The 26,232-nt window shown below is 72.1% G+C and carries 24 protein-coding genes; 11 read left to right on the plus strand and 13 right to left on the minus strand.

The window, feature by feature from the left end:
* Positions 1-49 precede the first annotated feature (49 nt).
* Positions 50-985 (minus strand): DNA-3-methyladenine glycosylase family protein, encoded by a 936-nt coding sequence (locus tag AC1DE0_RS16140; protein ID WP_478102372.1) that lies wholly within the window; start codon positions 983-985, stop codon positions 50-52.
* Positions 986-1,147: 162 nt separating this feature from the next.
* On the opposite strand from AC1DE0_RS16140, the gene AC1DE0_RS16145 reads away from it, so the two are divergent.
* Together AC1DE0_RS16145 and AC1DE0_RS16150 are read left to right on the plus strand one after the other, a co-directional pair.
* On the plus strand, positions 1,148-1,891 hold the full coding sequence (locus AC1DE0_RS16145) for a DUF3105 domain-containing protein (protein ID WP_478102374.1): 744 nt from the start codon (positions 1,148-1,150) through the stop codon (positions 1,889-1,891).
* A 104-nt stretch (positions 1,892-1,995) separates the two neighbouring features.
* Positions 1,996-2,430, plus strand: coding sequence for a nitroreductase family deazaflavin-dependent oxidoreductase (locus AC1DE0_RS16150; protein ID WP_478102376.1), 435 nt, complete (start codon positions 1,996-1,998; stop codon positions 2,428-2,430).
* Between the two features lie 9 nt (positions 2,431-2,439).
* Here AC1DE0_RS16150 and AC1DE0_RS16155 read toward each other — a convergent pair whose 3' ends face one another.
* Positions 2,440-3,405: a lysylphosphatidylglycerol synthase domain-containing protein gene (locus AC1DE0_RS16155; RefSeq protein ID WP_478102378.1), complete on the minus strand. Its 966-nt coding sequence runs from the start codon at positions 3,403-3,405 to the stop codon at positions 2,440-2,442.
* Positions 3,406-3,438: 33 nt separating this feature from the next.
* Entirely contained in the window at positions 3,439-5,550 is a 2,112-nt protein-coding gene (locus tag AC1DE0_RS16160) for a glycosyltransferase (RefSeq protein ID WP_478102380.1), read from the minus strand.
* 98 nt (positions 5,551-5,648) lie between these two features.
* Here AC1DE0_RS16160 and AC1DE0_RS16165 point away from each other — a divergent pair, with 98 nt between their 5' ends.
* From AC1DE0_RS16165 to AC1DE0_RS16180, 4 genes are read left to right on the plus strand one after another with little or no spacing between them, the layout of a single operon-like run.
* The gene (locus tag AC1DE0_RS16165; RefSeq protein WP_478102382.1) at positions 5,649-6,335 is read left to right on the plus strand and encodes a glycosyltransferase family 2 protein; all 687 of its coding nucleotides are present in this window, start codon (positions 5,649-5,651) and stop codon (positions 6,333-6,335) included.
* Complete coding sequence (locus AC1DE0_RS16170) at positions 6,332-6,760, plus strand: DUF2304 family protein (protein ID WP_478102383.1); 429 nt, start codon at positions 6,332-6,334, stop codon at positions 6,758-6,760. Before AC1DE0_RS16165 ends, AC1DE0_RS16170 begins: the two co-directional genes overlap by 4 nt.
* Positions 6,750-7,934, plus strand: coding sequence for an LCP family protein (locus AC1DE0_RS16175; RefSeq protein ID WP_478102385.1), 1,185 nt, complete (start codon positions 6,750-6,752; stop codon positions 7,932-7,934). Before AC1DE0_RS16170 ends, AC1DE0_RS16175 begins: the two co-directional genes overlap by 11 nt.
* Entirely contained in the window at positions 7,934-8,674 is a 741-nt protein-coding gene (locus AC1DE0_RS16180) for a TIGR03089 family protein (RefSeq protein WP_478102387.1), read from the plus strand. The genes AC1DE0_RS16175 and AC1DE0_RS16180 overlap by 1 nt, the downstream gene beginning before the upstream one ends.
* Before the next feature lie 11 nt (positions 8,675-8,685).
* Here AC1DE0_RS16180 and AC1DE0_RS16185 read toward each other — a convergent pair whose 3' ends face one another.
* The gene (locus AC1DE0_RS16185; protein ID WP_478102388.1) at positions 8,686-10,629 is read right to left on the minus strand and encodes a peptidoglycan-binding domain-containing protein; all 1,944 of its coding nucleotides are present in this window, start codon (positions 10,627-10,629) and stop codon (positions 8,686-8,688) included.
* A 289-nt stretch (positions 10,630-10,918) separates the two neighbouring features.
* On the opposite strand from AC1DE0_RS16185, the gene AC1DE0_RS16190 reads away from it, so the two are divergent.
* A complete protein-coding gene (locus tag AC1DE0_RS16190; RefSeq protein WP_478102390.1) occupies positions 10,919-11,728 on the plus strand; it encodes a CoA transferase subunit A in 810 nt (269 codons plus the stop codon).
* Between the two features lies 1 nt (position 11,729).
* Positions 11,730-12,371 carry a CoA transferase subunit B gene (locus AC1DE0_RS16195; RefSeq protein WP_478102392.1) on the plus strand — a complete coding sequence of 214 codons (642 nt, stop codon included), beginning with the start codon at positions 11,730-11,732 and terminating at the stop codon, positions 12,369-12,371.
* On the opposite strand, the gene AC1DE0_RS16200 is transcribed toward AC1DE0_RS16195, so the two are convergent.
* From AC1DE0_RS16200 to AC1DE0_RS16210, 3 genes are all read right to left on the minus strand, one after another.
* Positions 12,361-15,441 (minus strand): SpoIID/LytB domain-containing protein, encoded by a 3,081-nt coding sequence (locus AC1DE0_RS16200; protein ID WP_478102394.1) that lies wholly within the window; start codon positions 15,439-15,441, stop codon positions 12,361-12,363. The two genes, AC1DE0_RS16195 and AC1DE0_RS16200, sit on opposite strands and share 11 nt — an antisense overlap.
* A 114-nt stretch (positions 15,442-15,555) precedes the next feature.
* Positions 15,556-16,572 (minus strand): hypothetical protein, encoded by a 1,017-nt coding sequence (locus AC1DE0_RS16205; protein ID WP_478102396.1) that lies wholly within the window; start codon positions 16,570-16,572, stop codon positions 15,556-15,558.
* A 5-nt stretch (positions 16,573-16,577) separates the two neighbouring features.
* On the minus strand, positions 16,578-17,447 hold the full coding sequence (locus AC1DE0_RS16210; protein ID WP_478102399.1) for a glycosyltransferase family 2 protein: 870 nt from the start codon (positions 17,445-17,447) through the stop codon (positions 16,578-16,580).
* A gap of 138 nt (positions 17,448-17,585) precedes the next feature.
* On the opposite strand from AC1DE0_RS16210, the gene AC1DE0_RS16215 reads away from it, so the two are divergent.
* Positions 17,586-19,514: a hypothetical protein gene (locus AC1DE0_RS16215; RefSeq protein WP_478102403.1), complete on the plus strand. Its 1,929-nt coding sequence runs from the start codon at positions 17,586-17,588 to the stop codon at positions 19,512-19,514.
* Here the strand turns inward: AC1DE0_RS16215 and AC1DE0_RS16220 are convergent.
* The 4 genes from AC1DE0_RS16220 to AC1DE0_RS16235 are packed head-to-tail and all read right to left on the minus strand — an operon-like array spanning position 19,507 to position 22,181.
* On the minus strand, positions 19,507-19,974 hold the full coding sequence (locus tag AC1DE0_RS16220; protein ID WP_478102405.1) for a hypothetical protein: 468 nt from the start codon (positions 19,972-19,974) through the stop codon (positions 19,507-19,509). The two genes, AC1DE0_RS16215 and AC1DE0_RS16220, sit on opposite strands and share 8 nt — an antisense overlap.
* Positions 19,974-20,723: an SDR family NAD(P)-dependent oxidoreductase gene (locus tag AC1DE0_RS16225; protein WP_478102407.1), complete on the minus strand. Its 750-nt coding sequence runs from the start codon at positions 20,721-20,723 to the stop codon at positions 19,974-19,976. The genes AC1DE0_RS16220 and AC1DE0_RS16225 overlap by 1 nt, the downstream gene beginning before the upstream one ends.
* The gene (locus AC1DE0_RS16230; protein WP_478102409.1) at positions 20,716-21,933 is read right to left on the minus strand and encodes an AMP-binding protein; all 1,218 of its coding nucleotides are present in this window, start codon (positions 21,931-21,933) and stop codon (positions 20,716-20,718) included. The genes AC1DE0_RS16225 and AC1DE0_RS16230 overlap by 8 nt, the downstream gene beginning before the upstream one ends.
* Positions 21,930-22,181: an acyl carrier protein gene (locus tag AC1DE0_RS16235; RefSeq protein ID WP_045192194.1), complete on the minus strand. Its 252-nt coding sequence runs from the start codon at positions 22,179-22,181 to the stop codon at positions 21,930-21,932. Before AC1DE0_RS16235 ends, AC1DE0_RS16230 begins: the two co-directional genes overlap by 4 nt.
* Before the next feature lie 113 nt (positions 22,182-22,294).
* Between AC1DE0_RS16235 and pseH the strand changes: the two genes are divergently transcribed.
* Positions 22,295-22,786, plus strand: coding sequence for a UDP-4-amino-4,6-dideoxy-N-acetyl-beta-L-altrosamine N-acetyltransferase (gene pseH / locus AC1DE0_RS16240; protein ID WP_442294607.1), 492 nt, complete (start codon positions 22,295-22,297; stop codon positions 22,784-22,786).
* A 6-nt stretch (positions 22,787-22,792) separates the two neighbouring features.
* On the plus strand, positions 22,793-23,869 hold the full coding sequence (pseI, locus tag AC1DE0_RS16245; RefSeq protein WP_478102412.1) for a pseudaminic acid synthase: 1,077 nt from the start codon (positions 22,793-22,795) through the stop codon (positions 23,867-23,869).
* A gap of 90 nt (positions 23,870-23,959) precedes the next feature.
* Here the strand turns inward: pseI and AC1DE0_RS16250 are convergent, their stop codons facing one another.
* Positions 23,960-25,099: a hypothetical protein gene (locus AC1DE0_RS16250; RefSeq protein WP_478102413.1), complete on the minus strand. Its 1,140-nt coding sequence runs from the start codon at positions 25,097-25,099 to the stop codon at positions 23,960-23,962.
* Positions 25,100-25,103: 4 nt separating this feature from the next.
* Entirely contained in the window at positions 25,104-26,231 is a 1,128-nt protein-coding gene (gene pseC, locus AC1DE0_RS16255) for a UDP-4-amino-4,6-dideoxy-N-acetyl-beta-L-altrosamine transaminase (protein ID WP_478102415.1), read from the minus strand.
* Position 26,232 lies beyond the last annotated feature (1 nt).

Genomic DNA, 26,232 nt, shown 5'->3' on the forward strand with positions numbered 1-26,232 from the left:
TCTGGGGGGTGCCGGGTCTTCGCACGTCCGGGGGCGTATGCCGGCAGCCTCAGCGGGTGCGCGTCGGCAGGTGGGTGCGCGGAGCCATCCGCGGCCCGCGCCGTGGCCGGTGGCGACCGGCCATCCCGAGCAGCTGCTGCACGCGGTAGCGGTGCCCGCGGTAGGGCTCGAGGAGCTCGGCGAGACCGTCGTCGTCGACCGGCGAGCCGGTGAGGGCCCAGCCGATGTCCTTGGCCACGTGGTAGTCGCCGAACGAGACCGAGTCGGGGTCGCCGAGCGCACGCTGGGCCACCTCGGCGCACGTCCAGACGCCGATGCCCGGCAGGGCACGGAGGCGCCGGTGCGCCTCGGCGACCGAGGTGCGCGCGCCCTCCTCGAGCCGGCCGGCATACCCGGCGGCCCGGACGACGGTGCGGGAGCGCGCCCCGTCGACCGATGCCTGCAGCCACGCCCACGACGGGATCGCCGCCCAGCCGGCCGGCGTCGGCGGAGCCATCAGCCCCGGGAACGGGCCCGGCGCCACCTCGCCGAACCGCAGCACGAGGGCCCGGTAGCCGGCGAAGGCCTCCTGCCCGGTGACCTTCTGCTCGATGACGGCGGGAGCCAGCGCGTCGAAGACCAGGCCCGAGCGCGGCACCCGCCAGTGCGGGAACCGGCGCCACGCCTGCGCGACGAGCTCGTGGTGCGGCACGAACCCGGACGGGTCGTCCTCCTCGCCGAGAAGGGCCGGCACCGACTCGAGCAGCCAGGGCCCGCCCGGACCCCAGGCCCGGGCCTGGACCTCGGAGTCGCCGGGACGGCACACGAGGTGCAGGGTCCCCACTCCCTGCGGCGTCTGGACGGCCCGCGTCGCCGAGCCCTCGCGGCCGAAGCGCGACGTCGGGTCGCCGCCCCCGCGACGGAACGCACCGAGCTGGCCGCGCAGGGAGATCTCACGCTCGCTGCGCCAGGCTCGGGTGACGGGTGCGGTCACGGGTGCGGTCACCACAACATCCTCGCCTACACTCGGCTCGGTCGTTGAACGCGACGACACCGGCACGACACACGGCCCGTCGGCACCCGCAACTCACTCCTGCACCGCCCGACCCCGGCCCCGCGCCGGCTGGCCCCAGGCCAGCAGACCGAGAGCCCCACAGGAAGAGGAACGATGGCCCGCGAGACGAGCCGAGACCGCCGCGAACGCGTCGCCCAGATGCAGGCAGCCCAGAAGAAGTCGGAGCGCCGCCGGCTGTTCGTCGTGATCGGCGCCTGCATCGCCGTGATCGCCATCATCGGCGGCGCCGTCGCCTGGGCGATCGTCGGCGAGCAGAACAAGAAGGCAGAGGCCCTCCAGAGCATCAGCGGCGACGTCGCCGCGGCCTCCTGCGACCCGGTCACCGACGACGCCGCCAGTGGCTCCAGCGACCACGTCGGGCCGGGCACCAACCAGGCCGGCGTGACGAAGATCCAGTACTCCACCGTGCCGCCGTCGAGCGGCCAGCACTTCGCCGTCCCGGCCGTCGACAAGCGCCGTGTCTACACGGTGGCCGACGCCCCCAAGATCGAGACGCTCGTGCACAACCTCGAGCACGGCTACACGATCCTCTGGTACGACCGCTCGGTCGAGAAGGAGCAGGCCGCGACCTTCGAGGCTCTCGCCACCCGGATCAACGCGATGAAGGAGTCGGCGAACAAGTTCATCATCAGCCCCTGGGACCCGGCCTACGGCGCGTTCCCCGCGGGCAAGAAGTACGCCCTGTCGCACTGGTCGGCCGACTTCGACCAGGCGAGCGGCAAGATCTCGAACCAGAAGGGCCACCGCCAGCTGTGCGGCGGCCTCAACACGGCCGTCGTCGAGGGCTTCGTCAAGACGCACCCGTGGAGCTCGGCTCCCGAGCCCGGTGCCGCCTGACGCTCGGCCTCTGGCGTCCCCCGCAGGCCCCCTGTCACCGACCGGGGGCCTGCGGCGTACCCCCACCCGGGAACAGCCAGGCCGGGGATTTGGTTGTCGCACGCATGACCATCACCGGCGACTACGCCCCGAGCCCGAGCGACTGGGTGCGCAAACAGGTCGAGGAGATCGAGCGCACCGGCACCACCGACTCCGTGCACATCATGAACCTCCCCGTCGTGCTGCTGACCATGCGCGGCAAGAAGAGCGGGAAGGTGCGCAAGGTGCCGCTCATGCGGGTCGAGCACGACGGCGACTTCGCCGCGGTCGCGAGCAAGGGTGGGGCGCCCGAGCACCCGAAGTGGTACCGCAACCTGCAGGCCCACCCCGACATCGACCTCCAGGCCGGCACCGAGACGTGGGCGGCCCGGGCCCGCGAGCTGTCCGGCGAGGAGCGCGAGCAGTGGTGGGAGCGGTGCGTCGCGGCCTACCCGCCCTACGCCGAGTACCAGACCAAGACCGACCGGCTCATCCCCGTCTTCGTGCTCGAGCGCGTCTGACGCACGCCCTCACACCGACAGGTCGTCGACCTGCTCGGTCTCCGTCTGGCGCGCGCGGAGCAGGTGGTGCGACCGGGCGTACAGCCAGCCGCCGAGGGCGGCGAGCACGTCGACCACGGTGACGATGAAGCGCGACATGATCGCGACGGCGGCCGCCGCGGGCGTCGGGATCGCCGTCGAGAGGATCAGCGTCAGCAGGCCCTCACGGGCGCCCAGCCCCGCGGGGAGCACGACCGTGAGCATGCCGAGTGAGACCGACAGGGCGTAGCCGGTCATCGCCGCCGTCGTGAGGTCGGGGTGCGCACCGTCTCCGGCCACCGCCCGCGCGAGCAGCAGCGTGTGGACGCCGAAGGCGACCCAGACCAGGACGAAGATCACGACGGCGCGCAGCACGGCGCCTCCCGACAGGTCGTGCTCGAGCGGATCTCGTCGCAGCGTCCTCAGCATCCGGGCGATGAGGGCGTTGAGCAGCCGCGGCACGCAGAGCACCACGAGGATCGGGATGCCGAGGAGCAGCCACCAGTCGAACCCCGTGGACGCACGCGTCAGCAGGTAGGACGCGGCTGGCAGCCCGACGAGGAAGCCCGTGGCCAGCGCGAGGCCAAGGGCGAGCAGGCCCGTGACCGCCGTGCGCCGGCGCGGCACCTTGAGCGCGCTCGCCATGTCGGCCTGCACGAGCACCGACCACAGCGAGCCGGGGAGGTACTTGCCGAGCTGGCCGACGAAGTAGACGCCTGACGCGGGCGCCAGGTGCAGGTCGGAGCCGAGGTCGCGCAGCAGGGTCTTCCAGCCGATCATCGTCAGCCACGTGCCGACTCCGGCCGCGAGGGTCGACCAGGCGAAGGTCGACCACGAGATCTTGTCGAGGTGGACCGACATGTCGGCCCAGTTGCGCACGACGGCGTAGACGACGGCGGCGAGGGTGATGACGGCGATGCCGACACGCAGGACGGTGAGGATCTTCTGTCGGGTCATGTCGCCACCATCATCGCAGTGTCTGCAGGTCGCTCAGCGCCGACGCAGGGTCAGGCGCACGAGGCCGTATGCCGCGTCGTCGGCCCGGGCGCGCGCCGCGGCGTCGCGCATGCGGGCGTTGACGTCTCCGTCGAGGTCGCCGATGAGCACGAAGCCGAGGTCGTGGGCGCGCGCCAGGATGCCGCGCACGTCGGCCGGCCCGACCGCTCCCTCGGCCGCGCGCGGCCCGATCGGGATCGTCACGACGAGCAGTCCACCCGAGCGCAGCGCCCAGGAGGCCTGCTCGAGCACGTGGTCGACGTCGCCACCGTCGCAGCCGTCGGGGTGGATCCGCACGATGACGTCGAGCGAGCCGGTGTCGACGTCGAGCGCGGCGACGCTGGGGTGGGTGCCGGTGAAGTCGATCTCGACCGGGGCGAACCCCACGGCCCGTGCCCAACGGGACAGCAGGGACCGGGTGCCGCCCTCGTCGACGATGACGGCGCTGCGGCGTCCGTCGTCACGCACCCTGACGATCGCCGCGAGAGCACCGAGCGCCGCCCACGCGGAGACGCTGTCGAGCGAGCGCGGCAGCCCGAGCAGGCGGGCGAGGCGGCGGGCGTCGTCGGCCTCGTCGGGCTCGCCCAGCACGTCGGTGGCGAGCACCCAGTCGGGCAGGTCGTCGGGCCGCAGCCCCACGAGGGGTCGACGGGCGACCACGGCCCGGGAGGCGGTGTGCCGGACGCGTCGCACGAGACCGGCGGCCCGGGCGCCGACGCGGACAGCGGCTCGCCGGGCCGTCGAGGAGCCGCCCGTGGCCCTGGCCCTGGTCTCGTCGGGCTCGTCGGGCTCGTCGGGCTCGTCGACGTCCTCGAGGTCGTCGGTCTCGTCGTCCGGCGGGTCGCCCGCCCTGCGGTCGGGCTCTCCCGGCGCGACGGCATACGGCCCCGGCTCGGCGAGCAGGACGCTCTCGTCGAACGACAACGCCTCGACCGTGCCGAGGTAGTGTGCCCACGGACCGGAGAGGTCGGGCGTCTGCACGCCCTCTGCGAGCCGCCGGCGCACCTCGGGGTCGCCGAGGCGACGCAAGGCGCCCGCGAGCGCCCGTTCGTCCTCCGGCGGCACGAGCAGACCGTTGACGCCGTCGTCGACCTGCTGCGAGAAGGGCGAGATGTCGGAGGCGAGCACCGGGAGCCCGTGGGCGTGCCCGAGGATGACGTTCTGCGAGGCCGTCGCCGAGCGGTACGGCAGGGCGAGCACGTCGTGGTCGGCGAGCAGCGAGGCCAGGGCGTCGGCCGGGACGTAGCCGTCGCGGATCTCGACCCGGCCCGCGAGCGCCGGGTCCGAGGCGAGCCGCCCGATGACGCCGCGGTTGGCGCCCCAGATCTCGCCCGCGATCGTGAGGGTCACCTCCGGCACCGTGCGCATCGCGCGAAGCAGCACGTCGATGCCCTTGTACTCGCGGATCAGGCCGAGGGCGAGCAGCCGGGTGGGGCCGGTGCGCGGGTCGCGCGAGATCGGGTCGCCGCCGGGCAGGTGCGGGGGGAGGTCGGCGACCGACACCCGGCGGGCGCCGAGGTCATGGGCCACCCGGGCCTGGTCGGTGCTGTGCACCAGCACCGAGTCGACGCGGGCGAAGAGCAGCGACATCAGGCGCGCGTCACCGGCGTGCGCCTCGTGCGGCAGCACGTTGTGGCACACGACGACCGACTGCGGCCGCGGACGGGCCGCGCCGGGCACCGCCCCGGCCGCCCGCAGCAGGGCCAGGTGCGCAGGGACCACGGCTGGCATGACGTGCACGACGAGGATCGCGTCGACGTCACGCAGCCGGCGACCCGCCCGCACCCACGTGTCGGGCCTCGCCCAGCTGAGCGCCCGGATCGTGCGCGGGAACGGCGGCACCTCGGGCACGCCGTCGGGCACGGTGGCGTCGGCATGGTGCAGCTTGGAGGGGTAGAGGTGCGCCCACGACACGAGCGTCACGTCGTGGCCGGCGTCGGCCAGGTGGTGCGCGAGCATCGTCGTGTGGGCGGCGACCCCACCCTTGTGCGGGTGGCTGGGGCCGACGATCGCGATGCGCAGCGCAGCCGACCCCGTCGTTCCTGCCGCCTCGTCCGAAGCCTGGCTGGCCCCCGGCTGGGAGCCCTGTGACAACGCGTCCGTCATGGTCCCCCGACTCTAGTTCCACGCGTACGCGCTTCGGCGTGCTCCCACGGCCACGTCGCGTGTCGGGCGGGGCACGCCGACCGCTCTAGGCTGGACGCATGCAGAACGAGGACGTGTGGCTGGTGGTGCCGCTCTACGACGAGGCCGCCGTCATCGCCGAGGTCCTGGGCGAGGCCCGCGCCGTCTTCCCCAAGATCGTCTGCGTCGACGACGGTTCCCGCGACGCGTCGGCCGACCGCGCCGAGCAGGCGGGCGCCGCGGTCGTGCGGCACCCGGTCAACCTCGGCCAAGGCGCCGCCTTGCAGACCGGCTTCGAGTACGCCCTGGGCGACCCGGCGATGCGCTACGTGGTCACCTACGACGCCGACGGCCAGCACCAGCTGCACGACGTCGAGGTCATGCTCGACCGCATCCGCCAGGGCGACGTCGGCGTGGTCTTCGGCTCGCGGTTCCTCGACGAGCGCACCGACGCCTCCGCCCTCAAGAAGCTCGTCCTGCGCGCGGCGGTGGCCTACACCAACCTGACGACCGGGACCCGCCTGACCGATGCCCACAACGGTCTGCGCGTGCTGAGCCGCGACGTCGTCGAGCGTCTCGACATCACCCAGAACCGGATGGCCCACGCCTCCGAGATCGTCGCCCAGATCGGCTCGATGCGCTTCGACGGCGCCCGGGTCGCCTATGCGGAGGAACCCGTGCACATCCTCTACACCGACTACTCCAGGGCCAAGGGCCAGTCGCTCTGGAACGCCGTCAACATCCTCGCGGAGCTGATCTGGCGATGAGCCGGCAGAGCGTCATCCAGATCCTGCTCATCGCAGCGGTGCTCGTCATCGCCTGGCGGCTGCTCATCGGCTCGGGGCAGCGCACCCAGGCCCTCCGCCGGCTGGGGCTGCTCTTCCTGCTCGGCCTCGTCATCTACTCGATCATCGACCCGAGCAAGACGTGGACCAACCTCGCCAACGCGCTGGGGATCGGCCGTGGAGCCGACCTCATCCTCTACGGCCTCGTCGTCGCCTTCCTCGGCTTCGTCGTGACGACCTACAAGCGGTTCCGGGCGATGGAGACCCGCTACACGCGCCTGGCCCGCCGCATCGCCCTCGACGAGGCACGGCCCGTGTCGGCACACGGTGGTTCGACAGGAACTCCTGACACACTGACCGGCGACGTTCCCCCGACCCCGAGCGTGAAGGCAGCCGATGCCGACTGATCCGACCACTCCCCGCCGCCCGGCGCGCGACGACTCCTACACCGTCGACACCCGGCGACGCGTCAAGAGCGCCGGAGGCGGCGGCATCTCCGCGCCGCCGCGACGCGACGCCGGCGACGGCCGTCGCGACGAGCGCCACGACGACACGGGTGGTCCGGCACGCGGCCGCGGGCCGCGCTACCGCTGGCGCAGAGGCCGCATCGCCCTCGTCGTGCTGCTCGTGCTGCTCCTCGCCTGGGTCGGCTTCCTCGTGTGGGTGCCCATGCAGGCGTGGGGCGCGGTCAACAAGGTCGACAACATCCCGTCGGGCGATCGGCCCACCGACACGTCCGGCTACAACTACCTCCTCGTCGGGTCCGACAGCCGTGAGGGCCTCACCCAGGCGCAGAAGAAGAAGTACGCGACGGGCAGCGCCGAGGGCAACCGCACCGACACGATCATGCTCGTGCACGTCTCCGAGAGCGGCGGCAAGCCGGTCATGGTCTCGCTGCCGCGCGACTCCTACGTGCCCATCCCGGGACACGGCTCCAACAAGATCAACGCGGCGTACGCCTTCGGTGGTCCGAAGCTGCTGACGAACACCGTCGAGCAGGTCACCGGCATCCACGTCGACGGCTACATCGAGATCGGCCTCGGCGGCTTCGCTGGCGTCGTCGACAGCATCGGCGGCGTCGACCTCTGCGTGGCACGCGACATGAAGGACAAGCTCGCCGGGATCGACCTCAAGAAGGGGTGCCAGACCCTCGACGGCGGCAACGCCCTCGGCTACGTCCGCTCCCGCCACGAGGACCCCCTCGGTGACATCGGCCGCGCCGCCCGGCAGCGCCAGTTCCTCGGTGCGCTGATGAAGAAGGCGGCCACGCCGTCGACGATCCTCATCCCCTGGCGCTACAAGAGCTTCGCCGACGCCTCGGCCGCCGGCCTGGCCGTCGGTCGCGAGACCGGCATCATGGACGCGGTCCGCGTGCTGCAGGCGATGCGCTCCGTGAGCAACGACCAGGGCCTGTCGCTGACGGTGCCGACCTCCGACCTCTCCTACCGCACCAGCGGCGGCGCGCTCGCCATCAAGTGGGACACAGAACGGGCGAAGGCGCTCTTCAGGTCGCTCAAGGACGACGAGCCGCTGACCGAGGCGCCGGCCGGCACCACGGTCGAGGGCGCGAAGAACAGCTGATGACGGCTCCCCTGCTGCCGGCCGACGTGCTGGCCCGGATGCTCGCGGCCGACCCCGGCCGGCCCCGCCTGACGTGGTACGACGACGAGCCGGGTCCCACCGCGGGCGAACGCATCGAGCTGAGCGCCCGCGTCCTGGCCAACTGGGTCTCCAAGGCCGCGAACCTGCTCCAGGACGACGCCGCCGCCGGCCCCGGCACCACTGTCGGCATCGACCTCCCCGCGCACTGGCGCTCGCTCTACTGGGCCCTCGCGGCGTGGTCGGTCGGCGCGACCGTCGTGGTCGGCGACGAGGCTGCCGGCGCCGACGTCCTCGTMACCGGGTCACCGACGGCTGCGGGCGGGCACGGGGGCGACACGGTGCTCGTGGCGCTCCCCGCCCTCGCCCGCAGCCACCCCGAGGCGGCCACCGCGCCTGGCGCCGTCGACGAGGCGCGCGAGCTGTCGACGCACGGCGACCTCTTCTCCCCCATGGCCGACCCCGAGCCGGGCGACGTCGCACTGGTGGGCCCGGGCTCGCGACCGCGCGAGACGGCATACGGCGACGTCGTCGTGGGTGACCCGTCCTGGGGTGGGGCGCCACGCGTCGTGGTCGGCGGCGCGCTCGAGCGGGTGCTCCGCCAGAGCCTCGCGGCGTGGTCGGCCGACGGGTCGGTCGTGCTGGTGCGCGGCTCGCGTGACGACCTGTCCGACCGTTTCGCCTCGGAGGGCGTCACCCACGACGCCCGCGAGGACGCCTGAGCCGCAAGGGACTACGCAGACAACCGGTCGAAGAGCGACCACGTGCGCGACGCGACGACCCCGGTGCTGGCCAGGCCGGCGCGTGCCTGCGCCGACTTGACGGCCTCACGCGTGGCGAGGTCGAAGACCCCGGTCTGGTCCACCCCGAGCAGGCGCTGCACGGCGACGACCTGAGGCCCGGTGTCGCCGGCGCGCAGCACGGTCGAGCGGTCCGCGACGAACGGGAAGTCACGCGCCTCGAGCACGTCCCACAGCTCGGGCGTCACGACGCCGGTCTGCGGCAGCGCGAGCGAACGCTGGAGCGAGGCCACCTTGCCGCGCGTGACCGAGCCGAAGACGCCGTCGACCGCCAGGCCTCCGAGCGCGCGCTGCAGCACCCGCACCGCGGCGCCACGGGACCCGGTCGCGAGCGTGAGGCTCTTGTACGCGGTGTAGCTGGTCGCGACGTCGACCCTCGCGATCGCGGGACTGGCCTTCGACGACGTGCTGGCGTAGGCGGTCATGGCGGTGTCCCTCCCAGAGGTGGTGCGGGTGGTGCGCAGCTCGGCAGTGGCGAAGGTGGGTGCTGCCGCTGTAGTCGGCTCGGTCAGCGCGACCGGGCGCGCCGTCGCCGACCAGCCGTGCGTGAAGAGCGCCTGCTGCGTGCGCGCGTCGGCCACGCCCGTCTGCGGCAGGCCGGCGAACGTCTGGTAGGCCGTGACCCTCGCTCGGGTGAGGGGGCCGAAGTAGCCGGTGACGGGTAGCGCACCCAGCCGGGTCTGCAGCACGCGGACGGCTGCGGAGGTCGTGCCGAACCTCAGCGTCGGGTAGGTGGTCGTGCCCGTGCTGCCGGGCGTCGCGGTCGCTGCAGCGGCGCCGGTCCAGCCGCGCACCCAGAGCCTCGCCTGCGTGACCGGGTCGGCGACTCCGGTCTGTGGCAGGCCGGCGTACTTCTGGTAGGCCGTGACTCTCGCGCGCGTCAGGGTGCCGTAGTAGCCCGTGGTGGGCAGTGAGCCGAGCTTGCCCTGGAGGGTGCGCACGGCGGTGGAGGTCATGCCGAACGACAGGGTCGGGTAGGCGGCGGTGGCGCTCTTCCAGCCTCGCGTCGCCAGCAGCTCCTGCGTGTGCAGGTCGGCGACGCCGGTCCGGGGCAGTCCGACGAACGTCTGGTACGCGATGACCCTCGCCTTGGTCTGGTCGCCGAAGAAACCGGTCGTCGGCAGGTTGCCGAGCCGCGCCTGCAGCTGGCGCACGGCCTCCGAGCGCATGCCGTTGGAGAGCGATACCGGGGTGGTCGGCACGGGGGTCGTCGGTGCCGGTGCCGGCGGGGTGGCGGGGGTGGCGGGGGTGGCCGGCGTCGTCGGGAGGGACGTCCCGGCCCGCGGCAGCGTGGTGAGGTAGCTGTGGGTCGGTACGCCGGTCCACCACGACGTGCGGCCGGCCGCCCCGTCGTAGTTGAAGCTGAAGTGGATGTGGTCGGTGTGCGGCGAGACCCCGGAGTAGGGCGCCCAGCCGCGCTCGGTCGCATAGGCGCGCCACATCTTCCGGTTGTGGATGATGTACATGATCCCGAAGCGCCGGGCCATGGCGCCCTCGACCCCGTTGGCGTCGGGGGCCGTCAGCCAGTTGAGCACCGACTGGGCGACCGCCTCCTGGGCCGGGTTGTTGACGTTGAGCATCCAGTCCCAGGCTCGGCCGTCGTAGTGCTCGGACGGACCGCTGCCACAGGTGCGGCCGATGAGGCCGGTCGAGCCCATCCCGTAGTGGGAGGTCATCAGGTGCGCGAAGGCCAGGACGCCGGGGCGCGCAACGGGGTCACAGACCGTCTGGCCCTGGTAGGGCACGTACACGTCCAGACCGATCGGGAGCGGGCGGGTGGGAGGCGCTTGCACGGCCGCCGCGGGCGTTGCGGCCATCGGCACGGTCAGGGCCGGGAGGGCGAGGACGAGGCCCAGCGGGCGTCTGCGCAGGGCCATGGAGAACCTCTTGTCGTAAGGGAAATGGAGGCGGAATCAACAACTCCCGCACCATTTAGACACTCCAGTCACACGCCTCACAAGTTGGTTGGCCGAATTACATCCCTGTTCTTTTCGGCGCCGAGGAAATCACACCGATGTCATTTCCGTGGCCAATGTCAACAGGCCCGAGGGTGAGGTCGATGCAGCTGTCGTGACCCGGCTCACGTGTGCTGGGGCCACAGGTCCGCCGGCCCTGTGGGGCGACCCCACGGCACCGGCGCAGGGCAGCGCGGATAGAGTCCGACGCATGGACAAAGTCGTCTCCTCTCCCCAGGAGGCCATCGCCGGCATCAGTGACGGAATGTCGCTGTCAGTCGGCGGTTTCGGCCTCTGTGGCATCCCCTCCGTTCTCATCGCAGCGATCCACGAGGCCGGGATCAGCGACCTCGAGGCCGTTTCGAACAACTGCGGCGTCGACGACTGGGGCCTCGGGATCCTGCTGCGCGACAAGCGGATCCGACGGATGGTCAGCTCGTACGTCGGCGAGAACAAGGAGTTCGAGCGGCAGTACCTCTCCGGCGAGCTCGAGGTCGAGCTGACCCCGCAGGGCACGCTGGCCGAGCGCCTGCGCGCCGGAGGCTCGGGCATCGGCGCCTTCTTCACCATGACCGGCGTCGGCACCCAGATCGCCGAGGGCGGGCTGCCCTGGCGCTACGACGACGCCGGCGCCATCGCGGTTGCCTCGCCCCCGAAGCAGACCCAGGACTTCGAGTGGATGGGCGAGACCCGGACCTTCGTGCTCGAGCAGGCCATCACCACCGACTTCGGCCTCGTGCGCGCGGCGAAGGGCGACCGCCACGGCAACCTCGTCTTCAACCAGTCGGCCCGCAACTTCAACCCCCTCTGCGCCATGGCCGGACGCGTCACCGTGGCCGAGGTCGAGGAGCTCGTCGAGCCCGGCGAGCTCGACCCCGACCAGATCCACCTGCCGGGCATCTTCGTCCAGCGCGTCCTGCCGCTCTCCCCCGAGCAGGCCGCCGAGAAGCGCATCGAGCGCCGCACCGTCCGACCGCGCCCCGACGCCTCGGCTCCGGGCGACCAGAGCATGGAGGCCTGAGATGGCACTGACCCGTGAGCAGATGGCGGCCCGTGCCGCGGCCGAGCTCTCCGACGGCGCCTACGTCAACCTCGGTATCGGCCTGCCGACCCTCGTGCCGAACTACGTGCCCGAGGACGTCGAGATCGTGCTGCAGTCCGAGAACGGCATCCTCGGCGTCGGTGCCTACCCGTTCGACGGCGAGGAGGACGCCGACCTCATCAACGCCGGCAAGGAGACCGTCACCCTCCGCAAGGGCGCCGCGTTCTTCGACTCCGCCACCAGCTTCGGCATGATCCGCGGCGGCAAGGTCGACGCCGCCATCCTCGGCGCCATGCAGGTCTCGGCCGGCGGTGACATCGCCAACTGGATGATCCCCGGCAAGATGGTCAAGGGCATGGGCGGCGCGATGGACCTCGTGCACGGCGCCAAGAAGGTCATCGTGCTCATGGAGCACAACGCCAAGGACGGCTCGTACAAGATCGTCAAGGAGTGCTCGCTGCCCTACACGGGCCGCGGCGTCGTTCAGCGCATCATCACCGACCTCTGCGTGCTCGACGTCACCGAGTCCGGCCTCGTGCTGCGCGAGCTCGCACCCGGCGTCACCGAGGACGAGGTGCGCGAGAAGACCGAGCCCGAGATCACGGTCGAGCTCACCGCCTGAGCCCACCGACTGAGCCCACCGACCGAGCCCACCGACTGAGCCCACCGTCTGAGCCCACCGACCGAGCCCACCGACTGAGCCCACGCGACATCCCAGCGGGGCGGCCGGCGCTGAACCCGCGCCAGTCGGTCGTGCCGATGAGCTGGCTGGACTGCAGCGTCCCGTTGCCGAGGCCGGCGTAGAAGTACAGGCGTCCGTCGCTCGACCGGACTCCCGCCACGTCGGTGCGCCCGTCTCCGTCGAAGTCCCCCGCCGTGATCTGGCTGAACATCTGCCAGCCGGTGGTGAGCTGGCGCGAGCCGGCGAAGCCGCCAGCGCCGTTGCCGAGGTAGAGCATGAGCGTGCCGCTGGTGGTGCGCGCCAGCAGGTCGGTGTGGCCGTCGCCGCTGAGGTCGCCGGCCGGCACGAGGAGGTTGAACCCGCCCCAGCCGGTGCCGATGCGCACCGGCGCCCGGTCGAGCACGCCGGTGGCGCTGCCGGACCACAGCCACAGCGAGCCGTCGCTGCGTCGCGCGACGACGTCGGCGATGTTGTCGGAGTCGAACGGACCCACGCCCGTCAGCAGGCTCGTGCCCGAGAACCCGGTCGTGGTGAGGGTCCTGAGGGTGAAGCCCTTGTTGCCGGAGTACGCAAGTGCGGCTGCCCCCGATCCGCTCGGGGTCAGCGCGTCACCGAGCGAGTCCGCCGTGAGGTCGCGCGGCAGGGTCCGGCTCGACACGGCCGGCGCCGACGTCACCGTCCACCAGGTGCTGCGCAGCCCCATGACGCTGCGGAACGAGTCTCCGCTGACGGTCACCGAACCGGTCGACCCGGTGACCCGCACCGAGACGACGCGCCCGCCCCAGTCGCCGCCGCCGGAACGGCTGAGGACGGCCAGTGACGCCAGGGTGCCGGTGGTCGGGTAGGCGGCCTCGATGCGCGAGATCGCGAGGGTCCCGGTCCACGAGTGGGTGTTGCCCGTCACGGCGACCTCGTCGTAGGGGTCGACCTTGGACACCTGGTAGGGCAGCGACGACGCCACGGTCATGCCGCCGTTGGAGGCACCGAACTCGGTGAGCGCGGGCGAGCCGCTGTAGCGCACGACCGAACCGGCCGTGGCGGTCGTGGCCGCGGTCGAACGTGAGTCGAGCCGCGCCGTGCGAAGGGTGCCTGCGGAGTCGTAGTCGGCGATGCCGCGGTAGACCTGGCAGCTCGAGGAGTCGCACGTGTCGTAGGAGGCCGAGAGGGGGTGCGCGCGGGCGTATGCCGCATAACTGCGGGCGGCGATTGCCTGCGCCTGCAAGGCCGCCGCAGGCCAGGAGGGCGACATCTCGTTGGGCACGACGGCCCGGGCGTGCGACTCTGCGGTGGTCGTGTTGACCGACCGGGCGGCGGTGCCCCAGGCGTGCGTGGTCACCGAGCCCGCGTAGTCGCGCTGCAGGCCGGACGGCAGGACGACCCGCAGGACGCCGGTGGTGGGTCGGGACAGCACCAGCGGCGCCGTCTTCCAGGCCTTCCAGTAGCCGCTCGAGGTCCAGGTGGTCCCGGTGCGCCACTGCAGCGTGAGGCCACCGGCCTCGGGCACGATCCGCCAGGACGTGGCCCCGCTGAGGACGCTCGTGGCCTTCCCGTCGAAGAAGGTGAGGCCCGCCTGCGGCGGCACCGTGGTGCCACTTGAGCCGAGATCCGACAGGTAGACGCGCAGCTGTGGGTCGCCCTGCGAGGTCAGCGTGGTGCCCGGGTAGTAGAAGGCCGCGATCTGGGCGGCCGTGAGGCCGGCGCGGGCGGCACCGTAGGCGCCGTACTGCGACATGCCTCGACCGTGCCCGGACCCGTGGCCCGACAGCGAGAAGGAGGTGCCGGCGGGGCGCGTGAAGGTCTCGACGACCGGGGTCGGCGACATCGCCGAGAAGGACTGCTGCCCGGCCGACCACGTGCTTGCGGCGGCGCTTCGGATCGCGGCGAGCTGGGCGTAGCCCGCGTCGCCGGGGCAGTCGGTCTGGCCGTAGTCACGGTGCGCGCTGACCCGGCTCTTGGTGACCACGGTGCCGGCGGCGTACTTCGAGTTGCCTGCCGACGTGAACGTGGTGGTGGTCGACGGGTCGAAGTGGGCCCGGTCGGCCAGCCATGCGATGGTGTTCGATAGTGCCGCGGCCGTCGCCGACGTGAAGGGCGTGGTCGTGTGGTCGCCGATGACCGAGACCCCGACGGTCTCGGTGTTGAAGCCCGCCGTCTGGGCGCCCTGCACGAACGAGGTGAGGCTGCCGAAGCGACCCTCGTAGACCGTGCCGAAGCGGTCCACGAGGAACTGGTAGCCGATGTCGCACCAGCCGTTCGACTGGACGTGGTACGCGTAGATGCCGCGCACGAGCGACGCTGCCTGCGCCTGCGTGTAGGTGTTGGAGTTGACCGTGTGGTGCACGACGGCACCCTTGACGCCGGTGATCGTCTCGGGGGTGCAGGTCCTGATGCTCTCGTCGGCGCCCCACTCGGTGCGTGTGACGATGGTCGGCTGGCGAACGGCCGCCTCGGCCGAGGCTGTGCGCGACCCGAGCTGGCTGTCGGCGGACGAGGACCCGGCGTCGACGAGCGAGGCGGTCAGCCCCGCCGGCGCCGCCGTGCCGTCCGTCGCGACCCTGACCTCCAGGCCGGTGGCACCGGCGGCGGTGATCGGCTCGGTGCCCTTGCGTGCACGCCTGGCGTCAGCGGAGCCGGCGTCGGGGCCGTCTGCGTCGTCGACCGCGAGCTCGAGCCACGGGCTCCATCCGGCACTCGTTCGGGTGCGGGCCTCGACCGTCATGCCGGCCGGCGTCGCACCCGTGAACGTCACCCCGGCGACGTCGAACGGCGTGCCCGTGGTCGTGAGGGCTGCCACGACTCGCCGGTCGGCGCCCCGGGCGGCGGTCGACCTCGGCGTCGTCCCGGCGAGGGTCCGCTGCTGCGCGACCGGCACCGCGGGGACCGCGACGCGGACCACCTTCGGCTTCACCGGGGCGGGTTTGGCGCTCACCTCGACGGTGGGGAGCACGACGGACGCACCGGTCAGGCCGAGCACGGCGACGAGCGTGAAGAGGCGTTTTCTGGCAGCCAAAGGACACTCCTTGTTACTGGAGTGACAAATGTCGCAAATGTCGAGGCGTTCGGCAAACAGTTCGGGAAAAGTGTTCGCAACGTGACCTTTGCGGTCATTTCGGCACGCTCAGAGTCAGCCTCGGGAAAGCAGCGTCCCGACCTTTTCCGAAAGGGCCTCAACCGGCACCGTCCCCGGCAGAAAGCTGTCGAGCAGCCTGCGCTGGCGCTGCGTCAGCGCAGCCTCGAGCGGAGCGAGCTCGGGCGCAGTCACCCGGAGCGCCGGAGTGCCGTGCACGGCCGAGAGGTTGAGCAGGGCGGTGCTGTTGGAGCCGATCACCATGCGAGAGCCGACGACCTCACGCGCGAGCTCAGCAGGGGCGTCGCCCGGCAGGACGTCGAAGCCGCCATAGCGTGCGAGGTCCTCGCTGGGGTGTGGCCGCAGCACGAGCCCGATACCGGCAGCGGCACACTGCTCTCGCACCGCCTCGAGGTGGGCGAGGTAGCTCGCCTCCGACATGACACCGATGTCGGGCCACGGCTGCGTCAGGTAGACGGCCCGCGCCGTCGAGGGAGCGCTGCCCGAGAGCCGGCGCCGGAACTCGTCGGCCACGTCGTCGCGCACGAACCATCGCGCACCCCGGGGCTCGTAGAGCGACCAGTGGACGTCGGTGAGCACCGTGCCCGCCGCGCTGACCACCCCGGCCCGCACCAGTGTTTGCAGGGCGCCACCACCCTGACGGAGGTACGCGTCACGCCTGCTGCGCAGGTTGCCGAAGGACCCGATGCCCTCGTCGACGACGACGACCCGCGGCCGGCGGCCGCGGCCGGCCAGCACCAGTCGGGTCCACGCGCGGGTGCCGGGCAGCCCGATGGACAGCAGCGTGAGGTCGACCTCTCGCGGCGCCCGCCAGTGGTCCTCGCGAACGACGGTCTCGACGCGCAGCCGGGGGTCGGCGGGGAGGTACGCGCGGACCTCCGACTCCCCCACCCGGGCGTGGCCGAAGCCGGCGCCGACGTCGAGGACGACAACCTCCACCACACCGTCTGCCTGCTCCACGTGGTGACGCAGCCAGGAGGTGGCGTACACCAGGTGGGTGACGCTGCGGACGCCCGTCAGGACGACCCGCGACGCAGGCGCGAGATCGGTCATGGCCCTCAGACGATCGGCGGCCGGCCGGCGCGCGAGAGCCTCGCCACGGTCGACCAGGTCATCGGCCGCCGGGCGCCGGCGTCCTCACGGACGCCGTCGCGCAACCCGCGGAACCACACGCCGAGCTTCTCGCGGTCACGCACCCGGGCCACCGTGATGGCCGACCAGACGGCGACGTAGACCTCGGCCACCGGGTGCGGGAGGTTGCGCTTGGCCACCCAGACGCGGTTGCGGGCGTTCATCCGGTAGTACACGGCGTGGCGCGTCGGCTGTGTCGCGGGATGGTTCACGACCACGTCGGGTCGGTAGCGCAGGCGCCAGCCGGCGTCGAGCAGGCGGTAGGCGAGGTCGATGCCCTCGTGGCCGTACCAGAAGTGGCCGGGCCAGCCGCCGACCTCCTCGAACGCCGAGCGACGGATCGTGCACACGCCCTCCCAGAAGACGACGACGTCGCCGCTTGCTCCTCCGCCGCCCGTCTTGAGGTGCGGCACCCAGCGGCGGGGCGTGGGCAGCCCGGTCGGGTCGGCGCCCCGCGGCTGCACGACGGCGATCCGGTCGTCGACGGCATACTCGGCCGCGAGGCGGGCCAGCACGTCAGTGGTCGGCAGGAAGGCGTCGTCGTCGTAGAAGAAGAGGATGTCGCCGCGGGCCTCGCGGGCACCGATGTTGCGTCCCTCGGGGATGCCGACGTTCTCCTCGAGGTGCACCGTGCGCACGGCCTCGGGGACGCCCTCGGGGCGCCAGCCGTTGCCGACCAGCACGACGTCGAGCTCCACGCCCTGCTGCGCCAGCAGCGTGTCGAGCGCCTTCTCCAGCTCGGCCGGGCGGTTGCCCATCGACAGGACCACGGCGGCCACCTTGGTCAGCGCGGGCATCGATGCTCCTTGCAGGCGTCAGGCACCTCGGGGGTGCGGGAGTCGGGGGCGCGCCCGCTCCCGGACGGCATCGCTATTGTAGTCGGGTCATCCGGACAGCCCCGCGGCCGCCGGAGACCCACCACGAGAGGACCATGTGTGACCGCCCACCTGAGCGAAAAAGACATCCAGCGCGACGCCATCTCGGGGGCCCGGATCCTCGTCGGCGACATGCTGATGTGGTCCGACCTCGACTCCCTCGACGTCCCACTCGCGGCCCGTGAGGTCGTCCGCGCCGCCATCGCATCCCAGCGCCCCCGCCGCGTGCTGCTGGCCGGCCCGCGTGCCGGCCTCCTCGTCGACGCCGTGCCGACCGACGTTCCCGTCGACCTGCTCGTGCGCGCCCTGCCCGACGCCCGCGTCCTCGGTGACCACACCGGGCTGCACAAGTCGGCCGACCTCTACTGCGGCGGCCTCGACGTCTTCGAGCCCGCACACACCTACGACCTCGTCGTCGCGCTCGGCGGCCCCGAGCGGCTGCTCGGCCCCGACTCCGAGGGGCTCACCGAGGCCCAGGCCGTGGCGCGGCTCTCGGCGCTGCTCGACGACGGCGGCCGCCTCGTGGTCGACCTCGCCAACGAGCTCGGCTTCACCGACCTCGTCTCGGCCGTGCCCGACGAGACCCTCGAGTCGGACGCGGGGTGGCACATCGGGGCGCAGGGCTTCGCCACCCGCCACCTCTTCGCCCGCGAGCGCGGCGCGATCCTCGAGGGTGAGGGCCTCCAGGTCGAGGCGACCTTCGCAGCGATGCCCTCGGTCGACCAGCACCGCGTCCTCGTGCACGACGGCGCGCTGGGCGACGGCTCACTGCGCGACCAGGTCGGCTTCCACTCCGGCAAGGCCATGGACGAGCACTTCGCGACGACGCCGATGCTGCGCGAGCCCCGCAACGTCGTGGAGCGCGCCGTCGAGGCCGGGATGCTCGACGAGCTGGCCCCCGGCTGGCTCGTCGTCGCGACCAAGGGCACACCCAGCGGTGGCGCGAGCGGCGCCGCGAAGGGCAACGCCAAGAGCAACGCCAAGAGCACGGCCAAGGACGCCACCCCGGCCGCCCCTGTCTACCCGGCGCTCGTCGTCGCCGAAGCAGACGCCGCGAGCCCGTGGAGCACCGTGGCCGTCATCGCCCCCGACGCCTCGCAGTCGGTGTCGTGGGCCGGCTCGCGCACCGACGCCGAGACGAGCGAGGGCACCGTGTCGCGCAGCCTGGCGCCCCTGGCCCCTGGCCGCTCGTTCGAGCTCGACCTGCGTCGTGCCTGCGCGACCCGACGCCACGCCGCCATCCGCTCCCGCGTGCGCCAGTACGCCGCGTGGCTCGCCGACGGCAAGGTGTGGACCACCCAGACTGCCGAGCAGCGCTTCTTCGCGACGCCGGCCAACACCCTCGTCGACGGCGACCGGCTGCGCCTGGCCGACCCGTCCTGGCGACGCACGGGCGTCGTGTCCGCCGACGACGCCCTCGTGCGGGGCCTGCGTGACTTCGCGCGGCGGCTGCTCGCCTCCGGCTCGGCACACCCGTGGCGCGTGACCGTCACCCCCGACGAGCTCACCATCACGCTCGCCTCGATGGCCGGCCTCACGGTCACCGAGCCGATGATCGCCCGGGTGGCTCGCATCGAGGCCGAGGTCGCCTCCACCGTCGCCGGTCGCCCGGAGGAGATGGGCGAGATGCTTGAGCACAACCTCGAGCTGGGACAGTTCGCCCGCGACCTGCCCGCTCCGGACGAGATCGGCTTCCGTGAGCTGCTGACGCACCACCGCGTCATCTCCCGCGAGCTGCGCGAGAAGCAGGGCCAGGTCAAGTGGCTCGAGGGCACCCTGCGCCACCGCGACCGCTACATCCGCACCCTCGAGCGGGTCATCGAGCGCTACGAGGACACGCTGACCTACCGCGCGGTCGAGGCCATGCGGGCGCCGCGGCGCATCGCCACCGAGAAGGCCGTGGCGGCTGCCAAGTCGACGGCCCAGGACGCCCTGCCGCCCGGCGCGCTGAGCAAGGCGCGCCAGCTGGCCGCCCGCGTGCTCAAGTAGCGCGAGTCTGATCGACGACGGTGGCCCACGAGAGTCCGTGGGCCACCACGACGTCGTCGACGCGGTGCACGAGCCAGTGCACCTCGATGCCCGACCGGGTCACGGGGCTCGCTGTCACCGGGGCCCCGTGGGCCAGCAGGACCATCGGCACGTCCGCGAGCTTGGCGAGCACCTCGGTGGCGCACCACAGCGCCCAGAACCGGTCGGTGCCCTCGGTGAGGGCCCCGGACCAGCGCTCCCGCAGACGCGGCGGAACAGGCTGGAGCGACAGCTCGGCGTCGACGGCGTGGGCCCTGGCCGGGTCGTCGGCCGAGGGACGCGCAGGCAGCACCCAGCAGACCGCCCGCCCGTCGGCGAGGTAGGAGTGGGCTCCTGCCACGCACCGGTGGTCGGTGCGCTCCTCGATGACGAGCGGGTGGTCACGGACGGCCCTGACGAGCCGATCCGCGCGGGTGTCCATCAGATGCTGTTGCCGCCGTCGACGGTGATGACCTGACCGTTGATGTTGGTGTCCTGGAAGAGCAGCGTGTGCACGACCGGCACGATGTTGTCGGGCTCGACGAGACGCCCCGACGGGGTGCGGCGGGTGATCGTGTCGAGCTGCGTCTGGCCGAGCACCGAGCTCATCTCGGACGCGAAGAAGCCCGGCGCGACGCTGTTGACCAGCGCGCGGCCGTGCATCTCGCGGGCGAGGGTGCGCATGGCGCTGTCGAGCCCACCCTTGGTGGCGGAGTAGGCGACGAGCCCGGAGTAGCCGCGCTGCGCGCAGACCGAGGTCACCATGACGATGCGGCCACGGTTGCCCTTGGCCATGATGCGACGCAGCACCGCGCGGGCCAGCAGCAGCGGAGCGGTGAGGTTCGTCTCGATGATCTTGGCGATCTGCTCGGGCGAGGTGTGCACGTGCAGGCTGTCCTGGCCCATCGCGGCGTTGTTCACGAGCGCGTCGATGGGGCCGAGCCGGCTCTCGGCGTCCTTGAGGAAGGCGTTGATGGCCTTGACGTCGGTGACGTCCACCGAGGCGGCGACGACGCGGTCGGGGTGCGCGGCGGCGACGGCCTCGAGCTCGGGCGTGACCGTGCGGGCGAAGGCCGCGACCTTGGCTCCCTGCGCGAGGATGTCCTCGACGATGGCCAGGCCGAGACCGCGGGAGCCGCCCGAGACGACGACCACCGTTGCGGGGCCGATGGGTTCGGTCTTGTCAGACATCGCTCTTCAGGGTCTCCTTGATCGGGATCTGGTCCAGGAACCGCACCCGTCGGGGCACGGAGTAGTCGGGAAGGCGCGCGGCGCACCAGGCGGTGAGCTCGGCGTCGGTGACCTCGCCCGACAGCACGACCTCGGCGGTCACGATGCTGCCGACGATCGGGGCCTTGCGTCCGCGGACGGAGGCCCACGCCACCGCCGGGTGGGCCTGCAGCACGTCGCGGACAGCGGAGGCGGACGCCTTGGCACCGCCGACGTTGATCTCGTCGAACGCGATGCGGCCGGTGATGAGGACGCGGCCGTCGACCACCTCGACCCGGTCGCCCGTGCGGAGCACCTCGTCGATGCCCTCGCCGCGCTTGGGCGAGGCGATGAGCAGCTCACCCTCGTCGATGGTGAGGGTGGCCCGGCCGTCCATCTCGCGCCCCAGCCACGGCTCGGGGAAGCCGGCTCGCCCGTCGTGGACGGCGATGGTCGCGCCCGCCTCGCTGGAGGCGTAGATCCACGAGACGCGCGCCTTCGGGAACATCTCGGTGAGGCGGGTGAGGATGGCCTGGTCGACCGGCTCACCGCCGAGGGTCACCTGCTCGAGCGGCAGCGCGGCCACGCTGTCGGGGTCGCGGTAGAGCGCCTGGCGCCAGAACGTGGGCGTGCCCGAGGCCGCAGTGACGCCGACCTCCAGTGCCCGCGCCGGCCAGGTGTCCAGCTCGTCGGGCTCGATGAAGAGGACGTCCTGCCCCGGGTGGGCGATGCTCAGCGTCACGACCTGCCACCACGCGTACGCGCCGTGGGCGTACGGGCACAGCCAGGTGCGTCGCGGCTGGTCGCCGGCGACGGTCGTCAGCGACGCGAGCGTGTGGGCGACCTGCTTGGGGCGTCCGGTGCTGCCGCTCGTGAGCAGCCAGACACGGCCGGCGGTCGCGTCGCGCTCGGTCGTGGCGGGTGCCACGTCGGCGCCGTCGACGACGGACAGTCCGGCGGCGCGCAGGTCGTCGGCGAGGTCGGGCGTGACGCGGGTGCGCGAGGCCACCAGCACCTCGGTGCCTCGGGTCGCGGCCGCCCACACCGCGCGGGCGGCGTCGTGGTTGTCACGGACGAGCACGGCTGCGGCGTCGGGAAGCTGCAGGTCCTCGAGCTCGTCCCAGCGGCCGTCGAAGCCGCGGGTGATGATCCGGTTGGCGGCGCCGGCGAGTCCGCCAGCTCCCGCGCTCACGCGGCCTGGAGCTGCTCGAGGAAGTCGAGCACGTCGGAGATCGTGGCGATCTGGCGCAGCTCGGGGGCGTCGAAGTTCAGCTCGTCGCCGATCTCGTCCTCGACGCGGAGCGCCAGCTCGGAGAAGTCGAGCGAACGGAAGCCGATCTCCTCGAGGTTCGCCGAGTCGTCTGCGGGCATCGACTTGCCCTGGGCCTGAAGGACCTCGGCCATCATCGTCCGGATCGCGTCACGGCTCAGTGCGCTCATGCTTGTTATCCGCCTTGGGCTGGGGGTTGGGGGCGTCCGGTAGTCTAACAACGAATCCCCCACCGACCGCCGCGGCCCCATGGAGCCCGCGGCGTCCTCATGAGGAGGGCCAGATGCTCCGCCCCGCAACCGATGCCGACAGCGAGAACGTGCTCCGGTGGCGCAACCACCCGGAGGTCCGCGCCGTCTCGCTGACGCAGCACGAGATCACCGACGAGGAGCACGCCGCCTTCTGGGCGGCCACGCGTGACAACGACGCCCGCGAGATCTGGATCTACGAACGCCACGACGTGCCGTCGGGTGTCGTCACCTACTTCGACATCGACCGCGATGCCGGCAGTGCGTGGTGGGGCTACTACCTCGACAACGACGGTCTCAAGGAGCGCGGCGAGCTGCTGCCCGCGTGGATCGAGATCCAGCGCCAGGCCAAGCGGCTCGCCTTCGACGAGCTGGGCCTCTCCACCCTCGAGGGCGAGGTCCTCGAGGCCAACGAGGCCGTGCGCCGGTTCAACCGCCGAAATGGTTTCGAGGAGATCGAGCGTTACACCCAAGACATCGACGGCACCCCGACACCCGTCCTGCGGGTTCGAGCCACGAAGGACTGAACGACAATGAGCACCCCGGTCGAAACCCCAGCAACGACGTCCCTGAACATCGGCGGCATCACCGTCGGCCCCGACGCACCGCCGTTCATCATCGCCGAGATGTCGGGCAACCACGACGGCAGCCTCGACAAGGCCCTCGAGATCGTGCGGATGGCCGCCAAGAACGGCGCGCACGCGATCAAGCTCCAGACCTACACGGCCGACACGATCACCATCGACGTCGACAAGCCCGAGTTCCGCCTCTCCGAGGGGCACGAGCTGTGGGGGTCGCGCCGCCTCTACGAGCTGTACGAAGAGGCGCACACCCCGTGGGAGTGGCACCAGCCGATCTTCGACCTCGCCCGTGAGCTCGGCATCCTCGCCTTCTCGAGCCCCTTCGACCCGACTGCGGTCGAGTTCCTCGAGGGCCTCGAGGTCCCCGCCTACAAGATCGCCTCGTCCGAGATCGTCGACCTGCCACTCATCCGGCTCGCCGCGCAGACCGGCAAGCCGCTCATCATCTCCACGGGCATGGCGTCGGTCGGCGAGATCGCGGCAGCGGTCGAGGCCGCCCATTCCACCGGCAACCGCCAGGTCATGCTCCTCTCCTGCACCGTCAGCTACCCGGCTGACCCCGCCTCGTCCAACCTGCGCGGCATCCCGGTCATGCGCGAGGCGTTCGGCGTGCCCGTCGGCCTCTCCGACCATACGATGGGCATCGGCGCCGCCGTCGCCTCCGTCGCGTTCGGCTCGGTGCTCGTCGAGAAGCACGTCACGATGTCCCGCGAGGAGGGCGGCGTCGACTCCGCCTTCTCGCTCGAGCCCGACGAGCTCGCCGCCCTCGTGCGCGAGACCAAGGTCGCCTGGCAGGCGCTCGGCGAGCCGCGCATCGGCGCGCGCGAGGCGGAGCGCGAGGGCCTGCGCTTCCGTCGCTCGCTGTTCGTCGTCGAGGACGTCAAGGCCGGCGACCCCGTCACGGCGGCCAACGTCCGCTCGATCCGTCCCGCGAACGGCCTTGCGCCCGATGCGTTCTCGCTCGTCGAGTCCAAGCGGTTCACGCGCGACGTCGAGCGCGGCACCCCCATGTCGTGGGATCTCGTCTGACACGTCGGACCCAACCCCGCGAACCCAGCCCGGCTCAGCACGACGAAGGGCCCCGACCGCAGTGCGGTCGGGGCCCTTCGTCACGCGGGGTCAGTCCTGGCCGTCGATGGCGGGGTCCTGGGCCGCGTCCGAGACCGGCACGGCCGCACGGGCAGGCTCCTTCTCCGTGTCGACGCCCGACGGCTCCGCCTTGGCGGGCGTCTTCGACGACGCGCTCGGCTCGCGGTCGTGCTCGTCGGCGGCGGCATCGACGGTGGCGTCCACCGAGACCAGCTGGTCGGAGGGGTCACCATCACCCGGGGCGCGGTGGCTCTCGGAGCGGTGCCGGCGCCGACGCCGGCGGTCGAAGGCCGACGGCTCCTCCTCGAGCGGGGGGGCGGGCGGCGGCGTGCCCGGCGTGGAGATCTCGGGCGCCCAGCCGAAGGCGTCGATGACCTCGGCCGGCGACAGCATCTCGTCGGCGCCGAGCTCGCGGTTCGCGACCTGCGCCGCGTAGTCCATCGGCACCGAGAACTGGTGCATCTCCGGCCAGATGCGGCGCGGCTTGTTCACCCCGCCGAGCACCGCGTGGTCGGACTCGAGGGCCATCGGGTCGCCGTAGATGCCGACCTCGACGCCGGCCGAGGCGGCATACAGGATGGCGCTGCTCATCCGGTTGCTGACGACGCGCTTGTGCTGGCGCATCTCGTGCAGCTGGCGGTAGAGGAAGGCGACGTCGGTGTCCTGCCACAGGTAGCCGCGCTGACCGTGGGTGACGACGCGGACGCCGGCCTCCTCGTACTCGCGGCGCACCTTCGGGTTGTCGTACTCGTTCCAGTGCAGGCAGACCGTGATGGGCACGTCGCCCTCGGCCTCTTTCACCTCGTCGATGTAGGCCGTGTGGCTGCCGAGGACCTGCTGGCCCTCCCACCCGTGGAACGGGTAGACGATCGTGCCGGTGCGCGGCTCGGTCGTGGCCAGCCACTCCTTCTGCCGCTCGAGCTCGAGCAGGTAGAGCCACGGGGCGGCGACGACCATGTAGTTACGCAGACCCGCGGCCCAGCCGCGCCGGGCGCAGGCCTCGGACCAGACGAACTTGGGGTACTGCGGCGTGAAGACCGTGCCTACGGCGAAGCCGTCGTGCATGTTCCAGCCGTGCTGGAGGTAGCCCCAGATGCGCGGCGGGTGCTCGAGGCCGACGTAGCGGGCCATGATGTGGGCATGCCCGTAGAAGTGGTTGGCGTGGTGCATGGGATCAGCTCCCGACGGCGGCGCGGACGGCGTCGATGACCTTGTCGACCTGGGCGTCGGTCAGCTCGGCGTGCATGGGCAGCGAGAGCTCCTCGGCGTAGAACTGCTCGGCGTTGGGGCACATCCCCCGCTTGAAGCCGAGGTCCTCGAACAGTGGGTGCCAGTACACCGGCATGTAGTTGACCTGCACGCCGACGCCGTCGGCGCGCATCGCGTCGAACACCTCGCGGCGGCGGCCATCGAGCACCCGCAGCGGGAAGAGGTGCCAGATCGGGTCGACGTGGTCGCGCTGCGTGGGCAGCCGGATGCCGTCGACGCCGGCCAGGCCGTCCTGATAGCGCGTGAAGATCGCGGCGCGACGCTCCTTGAAGGCACTGAGCCGCCGCAGCTGGCTGATGCCGAGCGCTGCGAGGACGTCGGGCAGGCGGTAGTTGAGGCCCCACTCGTGGACCTCCTGGTGCCAGGGGCCCTCGTCGGGGTAGCGCATCCGCGCCTGGTCGCGCACGAGACCGATGAAGTGGAACTCGTGCGCGCGGCGTCCGAGCTCCGGGTCGAGCGTCGCCACAGCGCCGCCCTCGGCGGTCGTCATGTTCTTCGTCGGGAAGAACGAGAAGGTCGTGAGGTCGGCGAGCGAGCCCACCGGGCGACCCTTGTAGGTCGAGCCGATCGAGTGTGCGGCGTCCTCGACGACGAGCGCCCCGACCCGGCGCGCCGTCTCGGTGATCGCGTCGATCTCGATGGGGTGGCCGGCGTAGTCGACGCCCGCGATGACCTTCGTGTCGTCGGTGACGGCGGCGTCGAGGGCGACGGGGTCGATGTTGGCCGTGTCGTCCTCGACGTCGACGAAGCGGATCTTCGCCCCGAGCGCGACCGCGCACGATGCCGTTGCGACGAAGGTCATCGGGGTGGTGACGACCTCGTCGCCGGGACCGACGCCGGCAGCGGCATACGCGATGTGCAGGGCGGCGGTGCCGCTCGTCGCGCTGACGCAGCGGGTCGCCCCGGACAGCGCCGCCAGCTGCTCCTCGAACGCCGTCACGGTCGGGCCGGTGGTGAGCCAGTCACCCCTCAGCACCTGGGCGACGGCTTCTATGTCGTCCTCGTTGACCGACTGGCGTCCGTAGGGGATCACC

The organism is Terrabacter sp. 05T424 (assembly GCF_056396225.1).